Source organism: Microbulbifer flavimaris, from assembly GCF_001641755.2.
GTDB classification, from domain to species: Bacteria; Pseudomonadota; Gammaproteobacteria; order Pseudomonadales; family Cellvibrionaceae; genus Microbulbifer; species Microbulbifer flavimaris.
The window spans coordinates 153,025-174,628 of the sequence record NZ_LRFG02000005.1 but is presented as its reverse complement, the minus strand read 5'-3'; the positions used below and the strand labels follow the sequence as shown (position 1 = coordinate 174,628).

General features: G+C 61.7%; 19 protein-coding genes. 6 read left to right on the top strand and 13 right to left on the bottom strand.

Annotated elements, in window-relative coordinates; translation table 11 throughout:
- Window positions 1–88 precede the first annotated feature (88 nt).
- The 3 genes from AWR36_RS13605 (at window position 89) to AWR36_RS13595 (ending at window position 3,165) form a co-directional block, all read left to right on the top strand.
- Window positions 89–1,105, top strand: coding sequence for a GlxA family transcriptional regulator (locus AWR36_RS13605; protein WP_082679609.1), 1,017 nt, complete (start codon window positions 89–91; stop codon window positions 1,103–1,105).
- Window positions 1,106–1,275: 170 nt separating this feature from the next.
- Complete coding sequence (locus tag AWR36_RS13600; RefSeq protein ID WP_231745340.1) at window positions 1,276–2,172, top strand: BKACE family enzyme; 897 nt, start codon at window positions 1,276–1,278, stop codon at window positions 2,170–2,172.
- Between the two features lie 9 nt (window positions 2,173–2,181).
- Window positions 2,182–3,165, top strand: a complete 984-nt coding sequence (locus tag AWR36_RS13595; protein ID WP_067085949.1) for an L-carnitine dehydrogenase — start codon at window positions 2,182–2,184, stop codon at window positions 3,163–3,165.
- 133 nt (window positions 3,166–3,298) lie between these two features.
- Here AWR36_RS13595 and AWR36_RS13590 read toward each other — a convergent pair whose 3' ends face one another.
- Window positions 3,299–4,972 carry a serine/threonine-protein kinase gene (locus AWR36_RS13590; protein ID WP_067085946.1) on the bottom strand — a complete coding sequence of 558 codons (1,674 nt, stop codon included), beginning with the start codon at window positions 4,970–4,972 and terminating at the stop codon, window positions 3,299–3,301.
- Here AWR36_RS13590 and AWR36_RS16255 point away from each other — a divergent pair.
- The gene (locus AWR36_RS16255; protein WP_176491144.1) at window positions 4,956–5,129 is read left to right on the top strand and encodes a hypothetical protein; all 174 of its coding nucleotides are present in this window, start codon (window positions 4,956–4,958) and stop codon (window positions 5,127–5,129) included. The two genes, AWR36_RS13590 and AWR36_RS16255, sit on opposite strands and share 17 nt — an antisense overlap.
- Before the next feature lie 419 nt (window positions 5,130–5,548).
- Here the strand turns inward: AWR36_RS16255 and groL are convergent, their stop codons facing one another.
- From groL to AWR36_RS13575, 3 genes are all read right to left on the bottom strand, one after another.
- Entirely contained in the window at window positions 5,549–7,189 is a 1,641-nt protein-coding gene (gene groL / locus AWR36_RS13585; RefSeq protein ID WP_067085943.1) for a chaperonin GroEL, read from the bottom strand.
- Window positions 7,190–7,236: 47 nt separating this feature from the next.
- A complete protein-coding gene (locus AWR36_RS13580) occupies window positions 7,237–7,530 on the bottom strand; it encodes a co-chaperone GroES (RefSeq protein WP_067085940.1) in 294 nt (97 codons plus the stop codon).
- Window positions 7,531–7,768: 238 nt separating this feature from the next.
- Window positions 7,769–8,263, bottom strand: a complete 495-nt coding sequence (locus AWR36_RS13575; protein WP_067085937.1) for an FxsA family protein — start codon at window positions 8,261–8,263, stop codon at window positions 7,769–7,771.
- Window positions 8,264–8,402: 139 nt separating this feature from the next.
- Here AWR36_RS13575 and cfa point away from each other — a divergent pair, with 139 nt between their 5' ends.
- Complete coding sequence (cfa, locus tag AWR36_RS13570; RefSeq protein ID WP_082679608.1) at window positions 8,403–9,548, top strand: cyclopropane fatty acyl phospholipid synthase; 1,146 nt, start codon at window positions 8,403–8,405, stop codon at window positions 9,546–9,548.
- A 490-nt stretch (window positions 9,549–10,038) separates the two neighbouring features.
- On the opposite strand, the gene AWR36_RS13565 is transcribed toward cfa, so the two are convergent.
- On the bottom strand, window positions 10,039–10,800 hold the full coding sequence (locus tag AWR36_RS13565) for an SDR family oxidoreductase (protein ID WP_067085932.1): 762 nt from the start codon (window positions 10,798–10,800) through the stop codon (window positions 10,039–10,041).
- A 26-nt stretch (window positions 10,801–10,826) separates the two neighbouring features.
- On the bottom strand, window positions 10,827–11,858 hold the full coding sequence (locus tag AWR36_RS13560) for a DUF481 domain-containing protein (RefSeq protein WP_067085930.1): 1,032 nt from the start codon (window positions 11,856–11,858) through the stop codon (window positions 10,827–10,829).
- Between the two features lie 76 nt (window positions 11,859–11,934).
- Here AWR36_RS13560 and AWR36_RS13555 point away from each other — a divergent pair, with 76 nt between their 5' ends.
- On the top strand, window positions 11,935–12,348 hold the full coding sequence (locus AWR36_RS13555; RefSeq protein WP_332835516.1) for an MGMT family protein: 414 nt from the start codon (window positions 11,935–11,937) through the stop codon (window positions 12,346–12,348).
- A 4-nt stretch (window positions 12,349–12,352) separates the two neighbouring features.
- Here the strand turns inward: AWR36_RS13555 and AWR36_RS13550 are convergent, their stop codons facing one another.
- The 7 genes from AWR36_RS13550 to AWR36_RS13520 form a co-directional block, all read right to left on the bottom strand.
- Window positions 12,353–13,708: an AmpG family muropeptide MFS transporter gene (locus AWR36_RS13550; protein WP_067085927.1), complete on the bottom strand. Its 1,356-nt coding sequence runs from the start codon at window positions 13,706–13,708 to the stop codon at window positions 12,353–12,355.
- Between the two features lie 70 nt (window positions 13,709–13,778).
- Entirely contained in the window at window positions 13,779–14,369 is a 591-nt protein-coding gene (locus AWR36_RS13545) for a YbhB/YbcL family Raf kinase inhibitor-like protein (RefSeq protein WP_082679606.1), read from the bottom strand.
- The gene (locus AWR36_RS13540; protein WP_067085920.1) at window positions 14,366–15,358 is read right to left on the bottom strand and encodes a threonine ammonia-lyase; all 993 of its coding nucleotides are present in this window, start codon (window positions 15,356–15,358) and stop codon (window positions 14,366–14,368) included. The genes AWR36_RS13545 and AWR36_RS13540 overlap by 4 nt, the downstream gene beginning before the upstream one ends.
- 78 nt (window positions 15,359–15,436) lie before the next feature.
- Complete coding sequence (locus tag AWR36_RS13535; protein WP_082679605.1) at window positions 15,437–16,867, bottom strand: aldehyde dehydrogenase family protein; 1,431 nt, start codon at window positions 16,865–16,867, stop codon at window positions 15,437–15,439.
- Window positions 16,868–17,045: 178 nt separating this feature from the next.
- Window positions 17,046–17,918: a regulatory signaling modulator protein AmpE gene (gene ampE / locus AWR36_RS13530; RefSeq protein ID WP_067085917.1), complete on the bottom strand. Its 873-nt coding sequence runs from the start codon at window positions 17,916–17,918 to the stop codon at window positions 17,046–17,048.
- An 85-nt stretch (window positions 17,919–18,003) separates the two neighbouring features.
- Window positions 18,004–18,567 (bottom strand): 1,6-anhydro-N-acetylmuramyl-L-alanine amidase AmpD, encoded by a 564-nt coding sequence (gene ampD / locus AWR36_RS13525; RefSeq protein ID WP_067085914.1) that lies wholly within the window; start codon window positions 18,565–18,567, stop codon window positions 18,004–18,006.
- 93 nt (window positions 18,568–18,660) lie between these two features.
- Complete coding sequence (locus tag AWR36_RS13520; protein WP_067085913.1) at window positions 18,661–21,420, bottom strand: DUF1631 domain-containing protein; 2,760 nt, start codon at window positions 21,418–21,420, stop codon at window positions 18,661–18,663.
- Window positions 21,421–21,604: the final 184 nt, after the last annotated feature.

Below are 21,604 nucleotides of genomic sequence, written 5' to 3'. Positions count from 1 at the left end.
ATTTAGAGTTCTAAAAGAGTGCGCCTATCCTAGCGACTGAAACTGTTTATACTTTACCCAATGCGATCATTTGTTTACCTAATCCGACATGACCGATAATCCACGGGAGTTTGCCCCCCAGGATACTTTCCAGCCGCCCCGGTTTGGGCACAGCAACACGGTTCATATCGGCTTTGTGCTGGTGCCGGGGTTTTCCTTCTTTGCTCTGGCCTGTTGCTCGGAGCCCTTGCGGGTCGCCAACCGTATTGCCGGGCGGCAGCTGTTCGAGTTCATGTTTATGTCCGAGGATGGCGAGCCGGTGCGGGCCTCCAACGGCATGCCCTTCCCCGCGGCCTGCGCCCTCGCGGACTGCCCCGACGAATACCAGACCGTTGTGGTGGTGTCCGGCTTTGACCCATTGGAGGGGGCTGGCGATACCCTTTTTCACGAGCTGCGGCGCCTGTCCGCCAACGGGGTCAGCCTGGGTTGCGTGGATACCGGGGCCCATATCCTGGCCAAGGCGGGCCTGCTGCAGGGCCAGAAGGCAATCGTGCACTGGGAGTCCAGCAGCAGTTTCCAGGAGAGCTTTCCCACCATTCAGGTGGTGCCGGAACGCTTTATGATCGAGGAGGGCCGCGTCTCCGCTGCCGGCGGGCTCAGCAGCCTGGACATGATGCTGAACCTGATTCGCGCCAGTCACGGCCATACCCTGGCCAATGCGGTGGCCGAGCAATTTACCTACAGCCATGTGCAAAGTGCCGACGACGCCCAGCGCATGAGCCTGCGAGCCCGCCTGACCACCACCAACCGGCGGCTGATCCGGGCCGTGGAAATCATGGAGCAAAACCTTGCCAGCCCGCTGACCATCCAGCAGATCGCCGCGCAGATCGAAACCTCCACCCGCGAGCTGGAGCGGCTATTCAAGAAAGACATCGGCACCCCACCCAAGCGCTTTTACCGCCGCCTGCGGCTGGAGCGCGCCCGCCAGCTGCTGCGACAGACCGACATGACCGTGCTGGAAGTCGCCGTTTCCTGCGGCTTCCAGTCCGCCGCCTACTTCAGCTCCGCTTACCGCGAGGACTTCGGCACCAGCCCCAGCAAGGATCGCGGACAGTCCCTCGCCTGAGAAACCCCGCACACCCAGGCCAGCCTCCTCTCACCAGCCCCAAAGGCACTCAAACCTGCCGTAACAGGTGGGTTTGTCGCATCAACGAAACTTCCCTGCGCCCTAGCGCGAGATCTTTGCCCGTGGATCCTTAGCATGCGCAGCAAGCTTGACCAATCCCGGAGCAAAACATGCAGATGAACGACAGCGTGATCATCACCTGCGCCCTGACCGGCGCCGGTGCCACCACGGAAAAAAGCCCCCACGTCCCGGTTACCCCGAAGCAGATTGCGGATGATGCCATTGCTGCGGCAAAGGCCGGCGCCGCCATCGCCCACATCCACGTGCGCGACCCGGAAACCGGTGCGCCCAGCCGCGATACCGCGCTTTACCGCGAAGTCGTCGAGCGTATCCGCGAGTCCGACACCGACGTGGTCATCAATCTGACCGCCGGCATGGGCGGTGACCTGCTACTGGGGCCGGATGAAAACCCGATGCAATTTGCCCAGGGAACCGATGTGGTTGGTGGTGCTGAACGACTGAAGCACATCGAAGAGCTGCGACCGGAAATCTGCACCCTGGACTGCGGCTCGCTCAACTTTGGTAACGACAACCTGGTCTATATCTCCTCGCCGGAAATGCTGCGCATCGGCGCGAAGCGCGTCCAGGAGCTGGGCGTCAAGCCGGAGCTGGAAATCTTCGATACCGGCAACCTGTGGTTCGCCAACCAGATGATGAAAGAAGGTCTGCTGGACGAGCCGCCGCTGTTCCAGCTGTGCATGGGCATTCCCTGGGGCGCCCCGCCCGAAATCGGCACCCTCAAGGCGATGGTCGACAACCTGCCCACCGGCGCCCAGTGGGCCGGCTTCGGCATTGGTCGCCACCAGTTCCCCATGGCCACCCAGGTGATGCTGATGGGCGGCAATATGCGTGTGGGCCTGGAGGACAACCTCTACCTGAAGAAAGGCCAGCTGGCGACCAACGCGCAGCTGGTAGAGAAAGCCGCGGGTATCGTGGAACTGCTGGGCGGCTCCGTCGCCACTGCGGCAGAAGCCCGCGAACGCCTGAACCTGAAAGTGCAGGGTTAAGGGGGAGATATGTCACACGCAGCAGTTATCGGCACCGGCGTCATCGGTGCAGGCTGGGTCGCACGCCTGCTGGCCCAGGGACACGACGTGATCGCCTGGGACCCGGGCGCGGAAGCCGAGCGCAAATTGCGCGAGAGCGTCGATACCGCCTGGCCCGCGCTGGAAAAGATCGGCCTGGTTGAGGGCGCATCAAAGGAGCGACTGCGCTTTGCCAGCTCCCTAGCCCAGGCCTGCGAGGGTGCCTACTTTATCCAGGAAAACGCCCCGGAACGGGAGGCCATGAAAGTGGACCTGCTGGCTGACATCAGCCGGGCCGCACCGGCATCTGCCCTGATCGGCTCCTCCACTTCCGGCTTTAAGCCTTCGGTGCTGCAACAGAAAATGGAGGCACCGGAACGCTTTGTGGTGAGCCACCCGTTCAACCCGGTCTACCTGTTGCCACTGGTGGAAGTCGTGGGCGGTGAGCACACCAGCGAGGAGACCATCGAGCGTGCCATGACCTTCTTTAAGGACATCGGCATGCATCCCCTGCACGTGCGCAACGAGATCGACGGCCACCTGTCCGATCGCCTGCTGGAAGCGGTGTGGCGGGAGATCCTCCACCTGGTCAATGACGGCGTTGCCACCACCGGCGAACTGGACCAGGCCATCACCTATGGCCCCGGCCTGCGCTGGGCCTTTATGGGTACCAACCTCACCTACCACCTGGCCGGTGGCGAGACCGGGATGCGGCATATGCTGGAACAGTTCGGCCCGGCACTGAAACTGCCATGGACCAAGCTGGAAGCACCGGAGCTGAACGATCAGTTGATCGATCGCATGGTGGAAGGCACCCAGGAACAGGCGGGGGATCAGTCGATCCGCGAGCTGGAAAGTCTGCGCGACCAGTGCCTGGTGCGGATCATGGAAGCCCTGAGCGAATACGAAGTGGGTGCCGGCAAGGTGCTTGCGGAGCATCGCGAAAAGCACAGACTGTCATCCGGTTCGCAGTAAGTGCTGTGCGATTGCAGTGCCCCGGCCGCAATAGGGCCGGGGCACTGGATCAGCTGCGGATAATCAAATCTTCAGGCCTGGGGATCGACTCTCTTTTTCTTCTTTTCCTTTTTCTCTCTGTGCCCTTCCGCACTCAATCCCCACCCATCTTGCTGCGCAACTTGTCCAGCGCGCTGCGGATATAGGTTCTCACCGTGGGCGGCTTTTCCTGGCGCTGCCGGGTCCTTGGCCGCTGTCTTGCCTGCTGCTGCGTCAGCGCCCGCGCCTCCCTTTTTCGCACTTCGTCACTGAGCGAAAGCAGCATCGCATTATTTGGGGCAATGTTGAGCCCACTGTCCAGATAGTAATGGGCATCACTGTAGTCACTCTCGCTCATTTCGATGCGTGCGAGCCGAATGTATTCCTGTATCACTTTGCGGATGCCGGTCTGAGCCCGGGAATTCTTCGCGTCGATGGCCAGCGCCTGGTGGAAAAAATGCAGTGCATTGTTTTGTTCCGGTCGCTGCAGCCGGCCATCCGCCAGGGCCTGGGCCCCCTCAGCCAGATAAGCCTCTACCTGTTTTTGCTCGGCTGTTTTCATTCCCAGAATGGCGGTGAGGTTGGTGTTATCGAGCTGCAACACCTGGCGATAGAGATCCCGGGCATTATCGGCCGCTGGCGCGATATAACGGCCGGCCTGCATGCTCTGCTCTGCCTGCTCCAGCAAGCGGGTAATCTCCCGCTCCGTCTCACTCTGGTAAAAGGCCCCGAAATAAACCATCACCATCAGCGCACCAAGGCTCACCGTCGCCAGCCCACCCACAAGCCTGCCCGACGAGAGGGTTGGTAACGGCGCTCGGTGCCGTACAAACGTCGTGCCCAAGCGGGACAGCAGCGACGCCGGGGCAGAAAGCATCCTGGAGAACGCCGCTGACAGAGAGATCGCAGGCAGCGCCGGCAATCGCAGTCGGCGAAACTGGTCAGCGCCAAAACGCCGGGGTCGTGTATGCTGAGGTGCATCGCCAGCCATCTGCAATGCCAGGTCAATCTCCCCGATCAGCTCGCGGGCAGACTGGTGACGGTTACCCGGGTCCTTGGCCAGCATCTTGTTCACCAGCGGTGCAAGGTAGTGGTACTCCGATGGCAATTCCGGCACCGGCAACTGAATATGGTTGAGCGCCGTGCTGGTATGGCTATCTCCCTTGAACGGGTTATGGCCGAGCAACAGCTCCAGCAGCACCACACCCAGACTGTAAATATCAGTTGTCGAATCGATGGGAAGGCACTGCGCCTGTTCCGGGCTGCTGTATGAGGGGCTGCCCAGGCTGAACCCCACCTGGGTCAGGTCCGAGTCATTGTCGATCTCTTTGGCAATGCCGAAGTCGGTCAATACTGCCGTGCCATCTTCGCGAAACAGGATGTTGGACGGTTTCACATCCCGGTGAATAATGCCGTTTTCGTGCACCACTCCCAGGCCCAGCGCGATCTGGCGTATCACTTGGAGTTTGCCTTCAACCGTGGTCAACCCTGGCAGGTTATCCGCCACCTCACCACCGCCAATAAACTCCATCGCGATGTAGCAGTCCCCGTTCTTTAACGTCGAGATATCGTAGATAGTGATGATGTGGGGACTGTTGAGATTGGCGATATAGCGTGCCTCATTGATAAAGCGTTCGCCGATACCGGCCTCTGTGCTGTTGCGCAGCACCTTGATGGCCACCTTGCGATTGAGCGATTCTTGCGTCGCGAGGTACACAGATGCCATTCCGCCGTGGCCGATCGCGGAGTGAATGGTGTATCCGGGTATGTGAATGTCGGAAGAACTCATAGTCGCCCGATTTGCGCAATATCCAGGACAGAAGTGGCACGCAACAAGAGTTGCCAATCGCTACGCGATCGATGCCGGCGCTCGCATCAACACAGCGGGTATTATTGTCGCTGGCCCGGTGCGTGAAAGACTCGGAAACGCCATCTTGGCAGATTGAAAAACGGCACGACGTGAATCGGCTGCGGCGTACAAGCCATATTCAATCCCGACAAAGTAGATAGACGACTGCGCCCCACTTTACAACTGGTCGCAGGTCACCCCGGAACAAGGACGCGCCGGTCGATCGCAGAGGTGTGATGCAGGCAATATGCACAACCCCTGGGCTCTGGCCGTGCGCGAGAGGGACGAATAGTCCTTGCAGATGACTTTAATACAAACCTCTGCCAGCGTGGGGAAGTTTTTCTCCGCGAGTCTCAGCACTTCCATCCAAGAACCTGCGGCCCAGGCCCCGCGCAACCTGCGCGTATTCAGGCGAGCTTTGTCGGGCCTCGCGGAACTCCTCTCTGCCCGCCCCAAGCAGATACAAAAAAGCCCCGCATTTGCGGGGCTTTTCCTCGATAGGCTGGAAAGGCCGGCTTACATCATGCCGCCCATGCCGCCCATGCCACCCATGCCGCCCATGTCCGGAGCAGCCGGCTTCTCTTCCGGAATCTCCGCAACCATGGCTTCGGTGGTGATCATCAGACCGGCGATGGAGGCAGCCGCCTGCAGTGCAGAGCGGGTAACCTTGGCCGGGTCCAGGATGCCCATTTCCAGCATGTCGCCGTACTCACCGGTAGCAGCGTTGTAGCCGTAGTTGCCGGAACCCTGCTTGACCTTGTCCACAACCACGGAGGACTCGTCGCCAGCGTTGGCAACGATCTGACGCAGCGGCATTTCCATGGCGCGCATCGCAGCGGCGATACCATGGTTCTGGTCTTCGTTGTCGCCAGTCACGGAGATGGACTGAACGGCGCGAACCAGGGCAGTACCACCGCCAGGAACTACGCCCTCTTCTACCGCAGCGCGGGTAGCGTGCAGGGCGTCTTCAACGCGGGCCTTCTTCTCTTTCATTTCGACTTCGGTGGCAGCGCCAACCTTGATCACTGCAACACCGCCGGCCAGCTTGGCAACACGCTCTTGCAGTTTCTCTTTGTCGTAGTCAGAGGAAGACTCTTCGATCTGGGCGCGGATCTGCTTGACGCGGGCTTCGATGTCTTTCACATCGCCAGCGCCGTCTACGATCACGGTGTTTTCCTTGGACAGGGTTACGCGCTTGGCAGTGCCCAGGTGCTCCAGGGTAGTGCTCTCCAGCTCCATGCCCAGCTCTTCGGAAATCACGGTGCCGCCGGTCAGGATGGCGATGTCCTGCAGCATGGCCTTGCGACGGTCGCCGAAGCCCGGTGCCTTGACGGCGGCAACCTTGACGATACCGCGCATGCTGTTCACAACCAGGGTGGCCAGCGCTTCGCCTTCTACGTCTTCAGCGATGATCAGCAGCGGCTTGGAAGCCTTGGCTACCTGCTCCAGCAGCGGCAGCAGGTCGCGGATGTTGGAGATCTTCTTGTCGACCAGCAGGATGAACGGGCTATCCAGCTCGGCAGTCATGTTCTCCTGGTTGGTCACGAAGTACGGGGACAGGTAGCCGCGATCGAACTGCATGCCTTCAACGACGTCCAGCTCGTTCTGCAGGGACTGACCTTCCTCAACGGTGATCACGCCTTCTTTACCAACTTTTTCCATGGCCTCGGCAATGATGGTGCCGACGCTCTCGTCGCTGTTGGCGGAGATGGTGCCTACCTGGGCGATGGACTTGTTGTCTTCACAGGGAGTGGACAGGGTAGCGATGTGATCAACAGCGGCAGTTACGGCCTTGTCGATGCCACGCTTCAGGTCCATCGGGTTGAAGCCAGCGGCTACGGACTTCAGACCTTCGGTCACGATTGCCTGGGCCAGTACGGTGGCGGTGGTGGTGCCGTCACCAGCGGTGTCGGAGGCCTTGGAAGCCACTTCCTTCACCATCTGCGCGCCCATGTTCTCGAACTTGTCTTTCAGCTCGATTTCCTTGGCTACGGAAACACCGTCTTTGGTTACGGTCGGCGCGCCGAAGGACTTGTCCAGTACCACGTTGCGGCCTTTCGGGCCCAGGGTGGTCTTAACGGCGTCAGCCAGGATGTTTACACCAGCCAGCATTTTCTGGCGGGCGTCGTCACCGAATTTAACTTCTTTTGCTGCCATGATTCTTGTTCCTCAATTCTGTCTGTGCGTTGGTTTGAGCGCGGGGCTTAGCCTTCCAGCACGCCGTAGATGTCGCTCTCGCTCATGATGATCAGCTCTTCGCCGTCCACCTTCAGGGTGTTGCTGTCGGCGTAGCGGCCGAAAACCACGGTGTCGCCTACTTTCACGCCCAGCGCGCGCACGTCGCCGTTGTCCAGCTGCTTGCCTTCGCCCACGGCGACCACTTCGCCCTGGTTGGGCTTTTCTTTGGCGGCGCCCGGCAGCACGATGCCACCAGCGGTCTTCTCTTCCTCTTCCTTACGGCGTACTACGACGCGGTCGTGTAAAGGACGAATTTTCATGGATAGGCTCTCCAATGAGTCGTTTCTTAAGGTTGTCAAAGTGAGGACCCTTGGCCCGCGGGCCGCCGGTCTCTGCGCCCAGCCCTGCAGCCAGGGTCGGGGCAAAATTCTGCGTGCACCCTATCTATGGGCGGGGGAATGGATTTCAACAGCAAAAAGTAAAAAAACTGCGCTGCGGGTAGGGATTTAGGGCCGCAAGGAAGTAGCGGCCCCGGAATTGTTCAATATTTGTCCAGAGCTAGCGCTCGCTGTCAGAATCACGGTCATCGCGCATCCGCTGGCGATCCTCGCGGGAATATTCGCCCTCGATGATGTCACTGTCCTGGCCCGGACCGCGGCGGGGTCCGTACTGACCACCCGGCGGGTAACCGCCACCGCGCACGACCACCACGTGACGCAGCAGCCGCCCGAGTACCAGCTGGCGCAACCCGGGGATCAGGCAGGCAAAGCCCAGTGCGTCGGTGAAGAAGCCGGGCGTCAGCAGCAGCGCCCCGCCCACGGCGAGAAAAATCCCCTCAGCCATCTCCCGCGCGGGCAGCTCCCCAACCTGCATCTTCTGCTGGGCACGCAGCACTGTAGAGAGCCCCTGTCGCCGCAGCAGTGCCAGGCCGACCACAGCAGTCAGCAGCACCAGGCCGATAGTGGGCAGGGCCCCGATCTCACGGCCGACGGTGATCAGCAGCCACATCTCAAAAATGGGTACAACAATAAACAGCAACAGCAGCGCGGGCATGAATGGGCTTCCAGTTGTTGGTTTTGGTGAAAGTGGGTATTTTGGGCAATGCTGTACTAAATGAAGTGAGCTGGCAAACGGACTTCAACCGGTGAACAGCCCCGAGGGCCCGATCACCGGTCGCTCAAGGGAGACTTCCATGGGAAGTGAGCAGCAATCAATGGCAGCACCAAGCAGGCCCCGCGAACAGCACCTGGTGGACAAGCTCCTCGCGGAGGCGGATATACACATCAACGGTGACCGCCCGTGGGACATGCGGCTGCACAAGCGCAGTGCCCTCGACGAGATTGTCGCCCGCCAGAGCCTGGGGCTCGGTGAGACCTACATGCGCGGCGAGTGGGACGCGCCTGCCCTGGACCAGTTCTTTTACCGCCTGCTGCGCGCCGACCTTACCCGTCATATCCGCCCTTGGCGCGACGGCCTGCGCATTCTGCGCAGCTACCTGCTGAACCGCCAGAGTCGACGCCGCGCCTTCGAGGTGGGCGAGCGCCATTACGACCTGGGCAACGACTTCTACAGCGCCATGCTGGACAGCCGGCTGACCTACAGCTGCGGATACTGGAAAGACGCCGGCAACCTGGAGGACGCACAGACCGCCAAGCTGGATCTGATCTGCCGCAAGCTGGGCCTGGAACCGGGCATGCGCCTGCTGGATATCGGCTGCGGCTGGGGCAGCCTGGTGAGCTATGCCGCGGAGCATTATGGCGTCGAGTGCGTCGGCGTGACCGTTTCCAGGGAGCAGTGCGCCTACATCCAGGAGCACTTCGGCCATCTGCCCATTACCGTACACCTGCAGGACTACCGCCACCTCAACCAGCGCTTCGACCGCATCGCCAGCGTCGGCATGTTCGAGCATGTGGGGCGCAAGAATCACCGCACCTTCATGCAGGTGGCCAAACGCTGCATGAAACCGGACGGCTTGCTGTTACTGCATACCATCGGCAAGAACCAGCGCCATTCGTCCACCGACCCCTGGATCGAGAAATACATTTTCCCCAACGGTGAACTCCCTTCATCGGGCCAGATCGCCGATGCGGCGGACAAGCTGCTGGTGTGTGAGGACCTGCACAACTTCGGCAGCGACTACGACAAGACACTCATGGCCTGGCATGAAAACTTTGAGAAACACTGGGACCGCTTTGCGGAGCGCTACGGCCAGCGCTTTTACCGCATGTGGCGTTACTACCTGCTCTCCTGTGCCGGCGCCTTCCGCGCGCGGCACATTCAGCTGTGGCAGTGGCTGCTCTCGGACCGCCGGCCAGGGGGAGTAGCCCGGGTCTCCTGAGCCGCGGGTAAGGCTGGATGCCGGCCTGCGCCGGCATGACGACTGAGAACTTGCAACCCGGGCAACACTGGCGTCGTCATACCAGCAACACCACCGTCGTCACCCCGGCGAAGGCCGGGGTCTATCGCCGTGGTATGCCAAGATCCAGATGACGAACCGGCACTGGATGACGGCATGACGACTGGGATATTGCAACCCGGGCAACACTGGCGTCGTCATACCAGCAACACCACCGTCGTCACGCCGGCGAAGGCCGGGGTCTATCGCCGTGGTATGCCAAGATCCAGATGACGAACCGGCACTGGATGCCGGCATGACGACGGGGATATTGCATCCCGGGCAACACTGGCGTCGTCATACCAGCAACACCACCGTCGTCACCCCGGCGAAGGCCGGGGTCCAGCGTTTCAGGGCAGCATTCGCAATGACGGGGAGCCATCGAAGGGAATAGAGAGTGGCGGCAACCAATCGAGCCGCCGCATCCAGAACGTTAGATCCGCGCGCCGCCGTCGATGTCCAGCACACGGCCGGTCAGGTAGTCATTCTCGAGGATAAACGCCACGGTAGAGGCAATTTCGTCCTGCTCGCCAAGGCGGCGGAGCGGTACCTGCTTGACCAGGCCCTCGAGAATTTCCGGACGCATCTGCGCCACCATGTCGGTGCCGATAAAGCCCGGGGCAATGCCGGCAACACGGATTCCGTAGCGGGCCAGTTCGCGGGCCCAGGTCACGGTCATGGTCGCAACACCAGCCTTGCTGGCGGAGTAGTTGGTCTGACCCATATTACCGGCACGGGACAGGCTGGAGATATTAACCATTACGCCGCCCTCACCGCTCTCGGCCATGATGGCCGCCGCCGCGCGACCGCAGAGAAAAACACCGGTCAGGTTCACATCGATCACCGACTGCCACTGGGCCAGGGACATACGCTCGGTAACCTTGCCTTCCTTCACTTTCAGCAGCATGCCGTCGCGCATGATGCCGGCGTTGTTCACCAGGGCATGCAGACCACCGAAATCCTCGGCGACTTTGGCGAACACGGTGTCCACCTCGTCCTCACTGGCAACGTTGACCTTGTAACTGCGGGCCTGGGCACCCTTGGCCTCACACTGGGCCACAGATTCCTGCAAGCCCTCTTCGTTGACGTCGAGCAGCGCCAGGCGCGCGCCCCGCTCGGCCAGATACACCGCCATGGCCCGACCGAGGCCCTGGCCGGCGCCAGTGATGGCTACAACTTTGTCTGTAATGTTCATGGTCTGTCTCTCTTATTTTTTTCCGGTCACCATTGGTAGCCGACACCGACGGTCAGCTTGGTGTCTTCTTTCTCGCTCTCCAGCGAGGGCGTGTTGTCGTACAGCCAGTGATAGGCGATTTCCATCAGGATGCCCTTTACCAGCGGCGTGCGGACACCGAGTTTGGCGTTGGTCTGGTAATCGTCACCATTGTTCACAGACTGCAGCAATTCGTGGTCGAAGTAGATCTCCGGCCCCAGGTCGAATTTGTAGCGGTAATTCAGCGCGGTACGGGCCGCAGCATAGCGCTCGTCCTGGTCTTCGCTCAGGGTCGGGTCGATAAACTGCTCCTGCAGGCTGCTCACACCACCCTGCAGCGAAAGGGCAGACTTGTCGGTATCGAAGAAGAGGTAACCGAGACCGAGACCGTAGGTGGTGCCCAGGTCCAGGTTTCGGGCCTCTTCACGTTCCGCTGCCGTGTTGGCTGCGGCGAACCATTTTTCGGAGAAGATCCAGCGCAGGTTGTAGGCCAGCAGATACTTTTCAAGAGACTCCACTTCCGGGCCATTATCGCTCTGGTACAGCGCGTTGATGAGGTGATGGAAATCGCCGCTGCGCACGTCCAGGTTGACGTTTACATCCAGGTCTTCCCGTTCGCGGTTGCCGCTTTCGAACACGCCCCCGGCATTCACATTGCCGTGGAACACCACCGGGTCGCCGACAAAGTTTACATAGGGCTCGGCGCGGTCAATCGCGGGGAAATCCATCACCCAGCCCTCGCCCTCCTCACAGTAAAGTTCCCACTGCTCGCGGCGGTGCCCGGCGAGCGCGCACGGGCCCTCGCGCCCGGCGATCTTGAGATCGACATCGGTATCCAGGGAGAGAACCTTCGACTTGTCCACCCGAATCTCGCCGAAGTTTTCCGACTGCCAGACCACCTGGTCCCGCTCGACCACCACCAGGTTGCCGTAGACACGGTCACCGTTATTCAGGGTCAGCACACCAGCGTAACCCGGCAGAGCAAACAGGAGCAGACCAGCTAAAGTGGCGGACGAAAGGATGCGTACAACTGAGGACACAGAAGAACCTTGGCTTGTAGAAGTTATTTACCGCGGTGCGCACCGGATTTCGGGCCGGCGCGATTGGGATGCAATAATGCCATACTCCCGGCAGCTGTTGCAGGGGCTACTGAACTGGGAAAAGTTCCGCTGGGCAGCAGAAGACGGGGGGTTCGTGACCAGAAACAGCAAAGCAGACACAAGGCACTCACCCAGCCCCATGCTGACGGCCATCTGCCAGGTGCTTGCCCGCATCCCCGTCGGGCATGTCATCACCTACGGTGATCTGGCGGCCATGGCCGGTTACCCCCGCGCGGCCCGCCGCGCCGGGCAGGCACTGCGCCAGCTACCGGCAGACACGACCCTGCCCTGGCACCGTGTCATCAATGCCCAGGGCCGGATTTCCGTGCCGGAGCCCGCCGCCGGCAGGCAGCGGGAGAGACTGGAACAGGAAGGGGTAATCGCCATCGGCGGGCGCATCGATCTGGCCCGCTTCCGCTGGCAGCCGTGAGCGATCAGCCGGTGGCCGGCTCCGCACCGGCGGTTTTGCGCTTGTCGCGCCACCACAGGTAAGTGGCCAGCAGTACCGCAGGTGTGCCGAGGATCGCCACGTAAATAAAGAACTCTGCGTACCCCTGGGCATCCACCACAATGCCGGAGAAACCGCTGATGAATTTCCCTGGCAGCGTCATCAGCGAGCTGAACAGTGCGTACTGGGTGGCGGTATAAGCCTGGTTGGTAAGGCTCGACAGGTAGGCAATGAATACCGCATTGGAGATGCCCGCACTGATATTGTCGGCACTGATCACAATGGCCAGCCATTTTATGTCCGGCCCGATCGTTGCCAGCTGGGCAAACAGCAGGTTGGTTGCCGCCACCATCGCGGCCCCCAGGATCAGCGGCCGCATGATGCCATAGCGCACCACCAGCACCCCACCGAGGAAGGAGCCCAGGATGGTGCAGACAAAACCGAACACCTTACCGATATTCGCGATATCCGCCTTGCTGAAGCCCAGGTCCAGGTAGAAGGGATTGGCCATCACCCCCATGGCAATATCGCTCACGCGGTAAATGCCGATAAACAGCAATAGCACCAGCGCAAAACGACCGTTGCGCTGGAAAAAGTCGATAAACGGACAGGCCACCGCTTTGACGAACCACTCTTTGAGGGGGCCGTGCTCGCCACTGCCCAGCATCCGGTCGACCCACTCGTGCTGAAAGTGCTCGGCCCGATCGAGAATGCTCTGGTGGTCCGGCTCCGCAATCAGCAAAGTGGTGATCACCCCAATGCCCATCAGGCCGGCCATGGCCATATAGGAAATCGACCAGTTGGCGAACTCGGCGATATACAGTGCCCCGGCCCCGGCCACGAGCAGCGCCACCCGGTAGCCGAAAACGTAATTGGCTGCCATGGCGCCCTGTAATTCCGTATCCACCGACTCGATTCGGTAGGCGTCGATGACCACATCCTGCGACGCGGACCAGAACGCCACCCAAACCGCCAGCAAGGCCACCTGGGTCAACGCCATGGTCGGATCCAGGCTGCCCATACCCAGTAGCCCAAGGGCAACCCCGAACTGGGAGACCAGCATCCAGCTCCGGCGTTTACCCAGCCAGCGGGTCACCCCCGGCAGCCGCAGGTAGTCGATCACCGGTGCCCAGAGCACCTTGATGGAGAAGGTAATGCCCACCCAGGCAAAGAAGCCAATGGCCGTGCGGCTGACACCGTAATCCCTCAGCCAGGCCGTCATGGTGGAAAAAACCAGCAACAGGGGCAGCCCGGCAGAGAAGCCGAGGAAAAACATCGTCAGTACGCGGGGCTTCAGGTAGACCTTTAACGCCTGCCCCCAGGTCATTTTCTGTTCCTGCATGCCGCTGTGCTGTTCCTTTTATTGATTTTCAGGCGGGCTCGGTAGGTGCTGACTCGGGCACTATTGCGAATCAGTGGCCCCAGAGCACCTCCAGCTCGGCTTCCGCCAGCTTGTGGGCATTGACGTTGAAGCCCACCTTGGCCGGCGTGGCGGTGTCATCGAGCGGCAGCTCCTCGACATCTAGGGCGACGAGACGGAACTGGTAGCGGTGATCACCGTGTCCTTTCGGTGGACAGGCGCCACCATAACCCGGCGCCCCGTAATCATTGCGCGCCTGGATCGCTTCCGGAATCAGGCCGTTTTTCGGCTCGCCGGCGCCCGCCGGCAGGCTGTCCCGATCGGCGGGGATATTGAACAACACCCAGTGCCACCAGCCACTGCCGGTAGGCGCATCGGGGTCATAGACCATCAGGGCAAAACTCTTGGTGCCCTCCGGCGCACCGCTCCAGCTCAGGGCCGGGGAAACATTCTCGCCGCCACAGCCGCTGTAGACATGCTCCATGGGCATCCGCTCCCCCGGCTTGAGGGTATCAGATTTGAGCGTGAATTCTTGTGCGGCGGACATGGAGGCGGTCACCGTTAGTGTGATGGCAGCCACCAGTTTAGCAGCCCACCCGGTCACCAGAGTTCGCGCCCGGCGCGGGCGTCCGATTGGGTTCATGTGCTCTTCTCCCTGCTGTTGAACAGGCCGCAGGCCTTGTCCAGATCCATATTGCCGCCAGTCAGCACTACGGCGACCTGTTTGTTACGGAAGCGTGCCCCGTGCTCCAGGATGGCTGCCAGCCCCACCGCAGCCGAGGGCTCCACCAGCTGTTTGGTCCGCGTCCAGAGCAATTCCATCGCCTCGACAATACCCGCCTCCGAAACGGTAACGATATCGCGAACCGTCTCCCGGATCACGGCGAAGTTACGCTGGCCCAGCGTGGTACGCAGGCCGTCGGCTACGGTGTCCGGCTGCTGGCTGGTCACCAGCTGTCCGCTGCGCAGAGAGCGCTGGGCATCGTCGGCGCCGGCAGGCTCAGCCCCGAGGACAATCACACCCGGATCGAGCGCCGCCATGGCGAGACCAACCCCGGCCAACAGCCCGCCGCCGCCTACCGGCGCGATGACAATATCGGGCGTGAAGCCGGCCTCACCGGACTGCTGCATGATCTCCAGCGCCACCGTGCCCTGCCCGGCAATGATGCGCCGGTCATCGAATGGCGGCACTACATGCGCGCCAGTCTCGGCCACCAGCTTGGCCAGCGCCCCCTCACGGTCGGCAAGGGTCGGGCCGCAGAGGACGATCTCCGCTCCGTAACTGGCCACCGCAACGCGCTTCGCCAGTGGCGCGGTCTCCGGCATTACCACCCGGCATTCCAGTCCGGCCTGCGCAGCCGCCCAGGCCAGTGCGGCGCCGTGGTTGCCAGACGAGTGTGTCGCCACCAGATGGGTACCCTCGGGCAGTCGCGCCATGGCATTACAGGCGCCGCGGGCCTTGAAAGCGCCCACTTTCTGCAGGTGCTCGCACTTGAAGTGGAGATCGGCGCCGGTCAGCGAATCCAGCTGGCGGCTTTTTAACAGCGGAGTGGTATGGACCTGCCCGGCTATGGTCTGTGCTGCGGTAAACACATCGGCACTGGTGGGCAGCTCGTGCGGTTCAATGGGCATGAGGCGGGACAAACCTTGTCAAACAATTCTCCAGCCCGGTCTCCGTGAGACCGGGCGTCGCGGATGGCTGGAATGGTCTTAGCGCAGCCAGCGCAGCAGTTTGAATTTGACTGCGCTGAAAGGTGCGTAACGCACGCTCAGGTCGAGAATGTTCTTGCGCTTCATGACGGCCTTGTAGTGGCTGAATGTCTTGAAACCATGCTCACCGTGGTAGGCGCCCATACCGCTGGGACCAACCCCGCCGAACGGCAGGTCGTGGGCAGCCATAAACATCATGCAGTCATTGATGCAGGCGTTGCCGGAACTACAGCGACGCAAAATGCGATCCGCCGTGCCCTGATCCTGGGTAAATACATACAGCGCCAGTGGCTTTTCCCGCTCATTGACGAACTCCTCCACGCGGCTGAAGTCCTCCAGTTCCACGACCGGCAGGATAGGACCGAAGATCTCCTCCTGCATTACCGGCGTCTCGAGGCCCGCGTTGCGGAGGATTGTCGGCGCGACGTAGCGATTTTGCGGATCGGTCTCACCACCCAGGGACACATCGCCGTCCTTGATATAGGCCGCCAGCCGTTCTGCGTGGCGCTCATTGACGATACGCCCGTAATCGGAGGACTCGCGGGGATCGTCACCGAACATTTCGCGCACGCTTTTCTCAATGGCCGGCAGCAGCAGCTCGGCTGTCGCCCGGGTGCAGAGCAGGTAGTCCGGGGCGATACAGGTCTGCCCGGCGTTGGTGAACTTGCCCCAGGCAATGCGCCGGGCGGTGACGTCGATGTCCGCATCATCCGCCACGATACAGGGGCTCTTGCCGCCGAGCTCCAGGGTAACCGGGGTCAGGTGCCTGGCGGCTGCCGACATCACGATTCGGCCAACCCGACCACCGCCGGTGTACAGGATATGGTCCCAGCGCTGCTCCAGCAGAGCGGAGGTTTCCTCGACCGCACCCTCCACACAGGCGAAAGCGTCACTGTCGAGATAACGGGGCAGCAGCTCGGCGATCAACGCAGAGGTGGCGGGCGATAGCTCGGAGGGTTTCACCACGGCACAGTTGCCGGCGGCGATGGCCGGCACCAGCGGCGCCAGGGTCAGCTGCAGGGGATAGTTCCAGGCGCCGATGATCAGCACCACACCCAGCGGCTCGGGCAGGATGTAGCTCTTGCCCGGCTGGGCTACCAGGGGGGTGGCTACCCGCCTCGGGCGCGCCCAGCGCTTCAGGTGCTTCAGCGCGTGATCGATATCTCCCACCACTGCAGAGATCTCGGTCATGAACCCTTCCTGCGGCGCCTTGTTCAGGTCGCTCTTCAGGGCATCGAGAAACCGCTTCTCATTCTCCGTCACCATCTTGCGCAACTGCGCCAGCTGCTGGCGCCGCCAGTTCAGTTCAGCCGTGGTACCGCTGCGGAAATAAGTACGCAGGCCAGCCACCAGTGCCGGCGCATTGAGAGGAGTGCCGGAGCTGGAATCGTGCTCAGTGGCCATCTTTGGCTCCAGAGTTGGTGCATCCATGAATCTTTCCGCCTTTCTGTTTTTATAGCGCTTTCTTGCAGGGCTTTCCGGCTGTGCCGGACAAACGGCCCTTCACGGGGCAATATCTGGCCGCCCCGGCACCAAGTCAACCTTGCAACTGGAACAATGTTCCAAAGTAGGCACCAGTTCACTGTGGGAAGCGGTGCCAGACCGGGGGCTAGTAGCCAAACAGCACCACCAGTGCCATTAGCGTGATCCACAGCAACAGGGAACGGGACAGCAGGGCCTGCAGTCCCTCGAGCTGGGCACCACAGGCGCGCTGGCCCTCTGCCACCTCGAAGCCGGCACTACACTCGCTGGCATCAATGCCGCCGAGAGCACCTTCCAGATACGCCTCCAGGATCTCGTCCGTGCGGCGCTCACGACAGGTGAGACACTGGCGCCAGGCCCGGTAACAGCCGGCAAAGTTGCCGACAATGGCAAAGCTGAACCCCATCAGCCGCACGGGCAGCCATTCGAGCAGCCAGAGCCAGCGGGCGGCCATATCGTTGTCACGCCCCTCTTCTTCTGCATAGAGCGCACTCAGGCGGAACAGCAGCGCTCCGGGAATCCCCAGCAGAATGAACCAGAACAGCACTGCAAACAGGCGCTCGAAGGCACAGTAGGCAGCACCGCGAAATACCTGCTCGTGCAGCTCTTGCGGCGAGGCCCCCTCCTCCTCTTGCGGGGGCAGTAGTGGCGCGGCCGCCGTCCGGGCTGCCGCCAGGTCACCCTGGTACCAGTAGCGCAGGTAATTGGAGACCATCTCGTTGAAGTTACCCCGGCCAAGGCAGTAGAGGAGCAGCGGCACCCCCGCGAACAGGATACCCAGCCACCCCAACAGGGCTTCAGCAAGCACCATGATCACAGCACCCAGCAGTGCCGGTGGCAGAATGGCCGCCACCAGCATCAGGCCCGGGTTTTGCTGCAGAGCCGAGAATCCCGCCAGGCGGTGGCGCCAGAAGCGGAACCAGCCATCCCGGTGCACTGGCGCACCGGAGCCCCAGAGCTGCACCAGCGCCAGGGCGATCAACACAATGAGCAGGGCCATAATTATTCTCGATCGGGAAAGACAGGGGACAGAATACCGCTACCGGGGCGGCGGAAAAACCCTCACCGCACGGGCTCGCGGGAAATCAGGCCAGCCGAACCTGTTCCAGCTCGCGGTGATAGCGCGGCCAGTCGAAGCCGGGACCGGGGTCCAGCTTGCGCCCGGGGGCAATGTCGGAGTGACCGGTGATGGTCTCGGAACCGATACCGGGGTAGGCATCCATGATCGCCGCCGTGACTTCGGCGAGGGCGCGATACTGGGCATCGGTATAAGTGTCGGTATCGATGCCCTCCAGCTCGATGCCGATGGAGAAGTCGTTACAGCCGCAGCGGCCGCAGAACTCCGACTGCCCGGCGTGCCAGGCGCGGCGATCGAATGGCACGTACTGGGTCACCCTGCCCTCGCGATCGATCAGCAGGTGTGCCGAGACCTCCATGCCACCGATCTCCTCGAAATAGGGATGAGCACTGGTATCGAGATGCCCCTGGAAGAAATCATCGATGTAGTTGCCGCCATACTGCCCGGGCGGCAGGCTGATGCTGTGAATGACCAGCAGATCGATTTCGGCCTCCTGCGGCCGCTCGTTGCAGTGCGGGCTGGGCACGCGACGCGCGCCACTCAGCCAGCCATCTTCCACATGGTATTGCATAGGTACAGGTATGGCCTCTGCAGGGGCGCCCGGATGGGGCGCTGACAAAAGGCCATTGTATGGAGGGGGTGCCCCGTCGCCAACCGGAGGGCTTCAGCCCTCCTCGGTGGCCGCGGTGTCAGCGGATGCCTGGTTCGCGTCTTCAGTTTCCATCCCCTGCTCGCCACCCACGGTGACCGGGATCTTGCTCTCGCCAATACTGCCGACCACGTGTTGCAGAGCGCGCTCGAACAGCGGCCCCTGCTCCAGGGGTTTCATCTGCTCCTCACGCAGGGCGTGGGCCAGCTCCAGGCGGGTGTATACCGCCACCCGGGCGCCGGTCCTGTTCACGAACATGAACTGGTCCAGATCCCGGATAATCGCCGCCAGGCGGCAGCGCACTGGTGCCTTCTCCGGCTGGTGCAGCATGAACCAGCTGTCCTTGAGGTGATAGGTCTGCTGCCAGTGCTCATCGGAATCCGCCAGCGGCTTGAGCGCTTTCGCCTTGCGCTGCGGCGCTTCCTGCACCACCTCCTCGAGCTCCTTCATGGGCGGCAGGTTCGCGTCGCCATCCAGCAACTCCTGCACGTCCACGCCCACCTCATCCTCTGCGGGTAAGGCTGTCGCCTCCTGCGCAAACGGAGCGGCGGTTTCGGGCTCAGACGGGGCCTGCTCGGCGCTGGCCTCGGCCTCCGGTGTCACCGGCGGGATGCGCATAATGCTGTCCGCTTCGCGGCGCAGCTCCTGCACCAGTCGCTCGCGGGTGCGCCGTTCACGCTCGGACTCCACGCGGTCGGCGAGCGCCTGGCGCTCACGATGGAGGTGGTCGAGGGCCTGCATCAGGCGCTGCCGGTCACCTGCATTCAGGGACAGGGAACGGGCGCCCTCGTCCAGGCGCTTGCGCAGCCCCGGCAGCAACTGCTGCATCTTGAAGCTGCTCTCAGGCATCGGAGCCACGACGCTCCACACCAGATCCCGTGCAGTGAGAACATTGCGACGCCAGTTGTCACTGTCGGTACCGTCTTTCAGGCAGGTGCGGAACAGCACACTGTTCCAGACCCGGTTCAGCCAGACGTGCACCACCTTGGGCAAACGGCGCTCGGCAGTGAGTGCATCAAACACCGCAGCCACGCGAGCCTTGGCTGCCTCGACCCGGGCGCTGCCCTGGGCCTCTTCCACCGTGCGGCGCTCCATCACCTGGGCGCGGCGGCGCTCCCGGTCGACATAGGCTTCGAAGTTGTCCAGCAGCTGGACAAAAATATCCTCGTCCCGGTCGAAGTCTTCCAGCACGCGCTCAACGATGGAGGAGATCTCGCGGTAGAAAGGTTCCTCGCGGAAGTTATCCCCCGGCTGCCAACCGATAGCGGCGTCCGCCAGGGCATTGAAGAGTTTCCGCGCCGGATGGCCGCCCTTGCTGAAAAAGGCCTTGTCAGCCACGGCGAGTTTCAGCAGTGGCAGCTGCAGTCGAATCAACTGGACTTTAATCGGCTCGGCGAGGTTGCGGTCTTCCAACATGAAAGAGAACAGCATGTCGACCATGCGAATGACTTCGCTGTCGAGCTCCTCCAGGGAGGCTTTCTGCTTGGCCTCGACCAGACGCTCCTGCAGCAGGTCACTGACGTCAAGCAATTGACCGGTCGGGCCCGCTTGCAGCGGCACTGATACCTGCAACTCCCCCAGGTGCTGCAGCAGGTCGGGCGTCGCCATGGGCGCCACACCCGCCGAGGGTGGCATCAGGCCAAAACCTCCGCTCCCGCCACCTTGCTGGCCCGAATAACCGCCAGCAGGGGACGCAATGCCGGAAGCGGGTGATCCAGTCATGCCTGCGCCAGCGGGCGAACCTGAAAAACCAGCGGGCGCCGGAGCTCCGGGTACAGCGCCCGGGGCACCACCAGGCATGCCCTGCGACCCGCCCGACGGCGAGCCGAATCCCGGTGCCATTCCGGCACCGGGGATACCATTTCCAGGCATACCACCAGCGGGCACACCACCAGCAGGCATACCACCACCGGGCACCCCACCCTGCCAGGAACTGTAATCACCCTGAGTGCCGCCCTGCTCTCCCGGCTGGGGCTGAGCGGCAGTCGGGGCCCCTTCAGGGGTGGAAGGAGAAGAGGAGGAAGGTCGCGTGTTCTTTGACTGACGATGCAGCAGGGGGTCCTTCAGTCCGGGCAACACGCCCTTCTGGATCAACAGGTCGTTACAGTTCTGGTACAGCGTTCCAAGCTTCAGGCCCAGCAACTGTTCAAATTTCTTCAGCACCGTGAGGCGCGCGCGCAGATGGATATCGAGCGGCGCCAGCGCCTGCACAAATGCATCGCAAATCACCACCGGTGACAGCGGCATGTTCTCGTCGTAAACCTTGTTGGGCAGCAGGGTATCAAGGCGCAGCGTCAGCTCCGCAATGGGGCTGGCATGGTCGCGCTTTACCGCAGCGATAATGGTCTTGATCGCCACCTGCTGCTCGAGATCATCGTTCTGCACCAGCGAAAGACTGGCATCGGAGCTACCGGACTCCGCCCCTGTAGGGTTGTTGCGACTGCGGTCCTTTCCGTTCCGCCCATTCAGCTCTTCGAACGCCTCGGAAACGGCACTGATGAATCGATCCGTCACTCGATTGCGCTCAAGTCGCAGAGTGCGCAGCGCCTGGAAAAGCCCGTCCTGCTCCTCCTGCGAAATGACTTTCTCGGCAGTCGCAAACAGTGTGTCGTCAACGGCAGTGAAGATTTCCTTCACCCGTGCAAACAGCCAGCTGCTCGCGGTATCGCGAACACTGGTCACTTTGCTGGAAAGAGTGGAGCTGCGCGACCCTCCGGAATCACTGACATTTTTTCCGGAAAAAGCGACCACGCGCGGGAAGTCATTGGTATCCATGAATGCCTCTGCTCGCCAGCCTGGCGTTGAGAAATCGAATTTCTCCGACGGTCTTCCTGACCTTGACGGATGCTTAGAATTATTTGCCGATTAAAAAATACCCAAGTCGCAGCCCGATCAATTGCCGCCATCCCAAACGGGGCTATCAATCAAGAGCAGACCCAAATGGAGAATTTGGTCACAC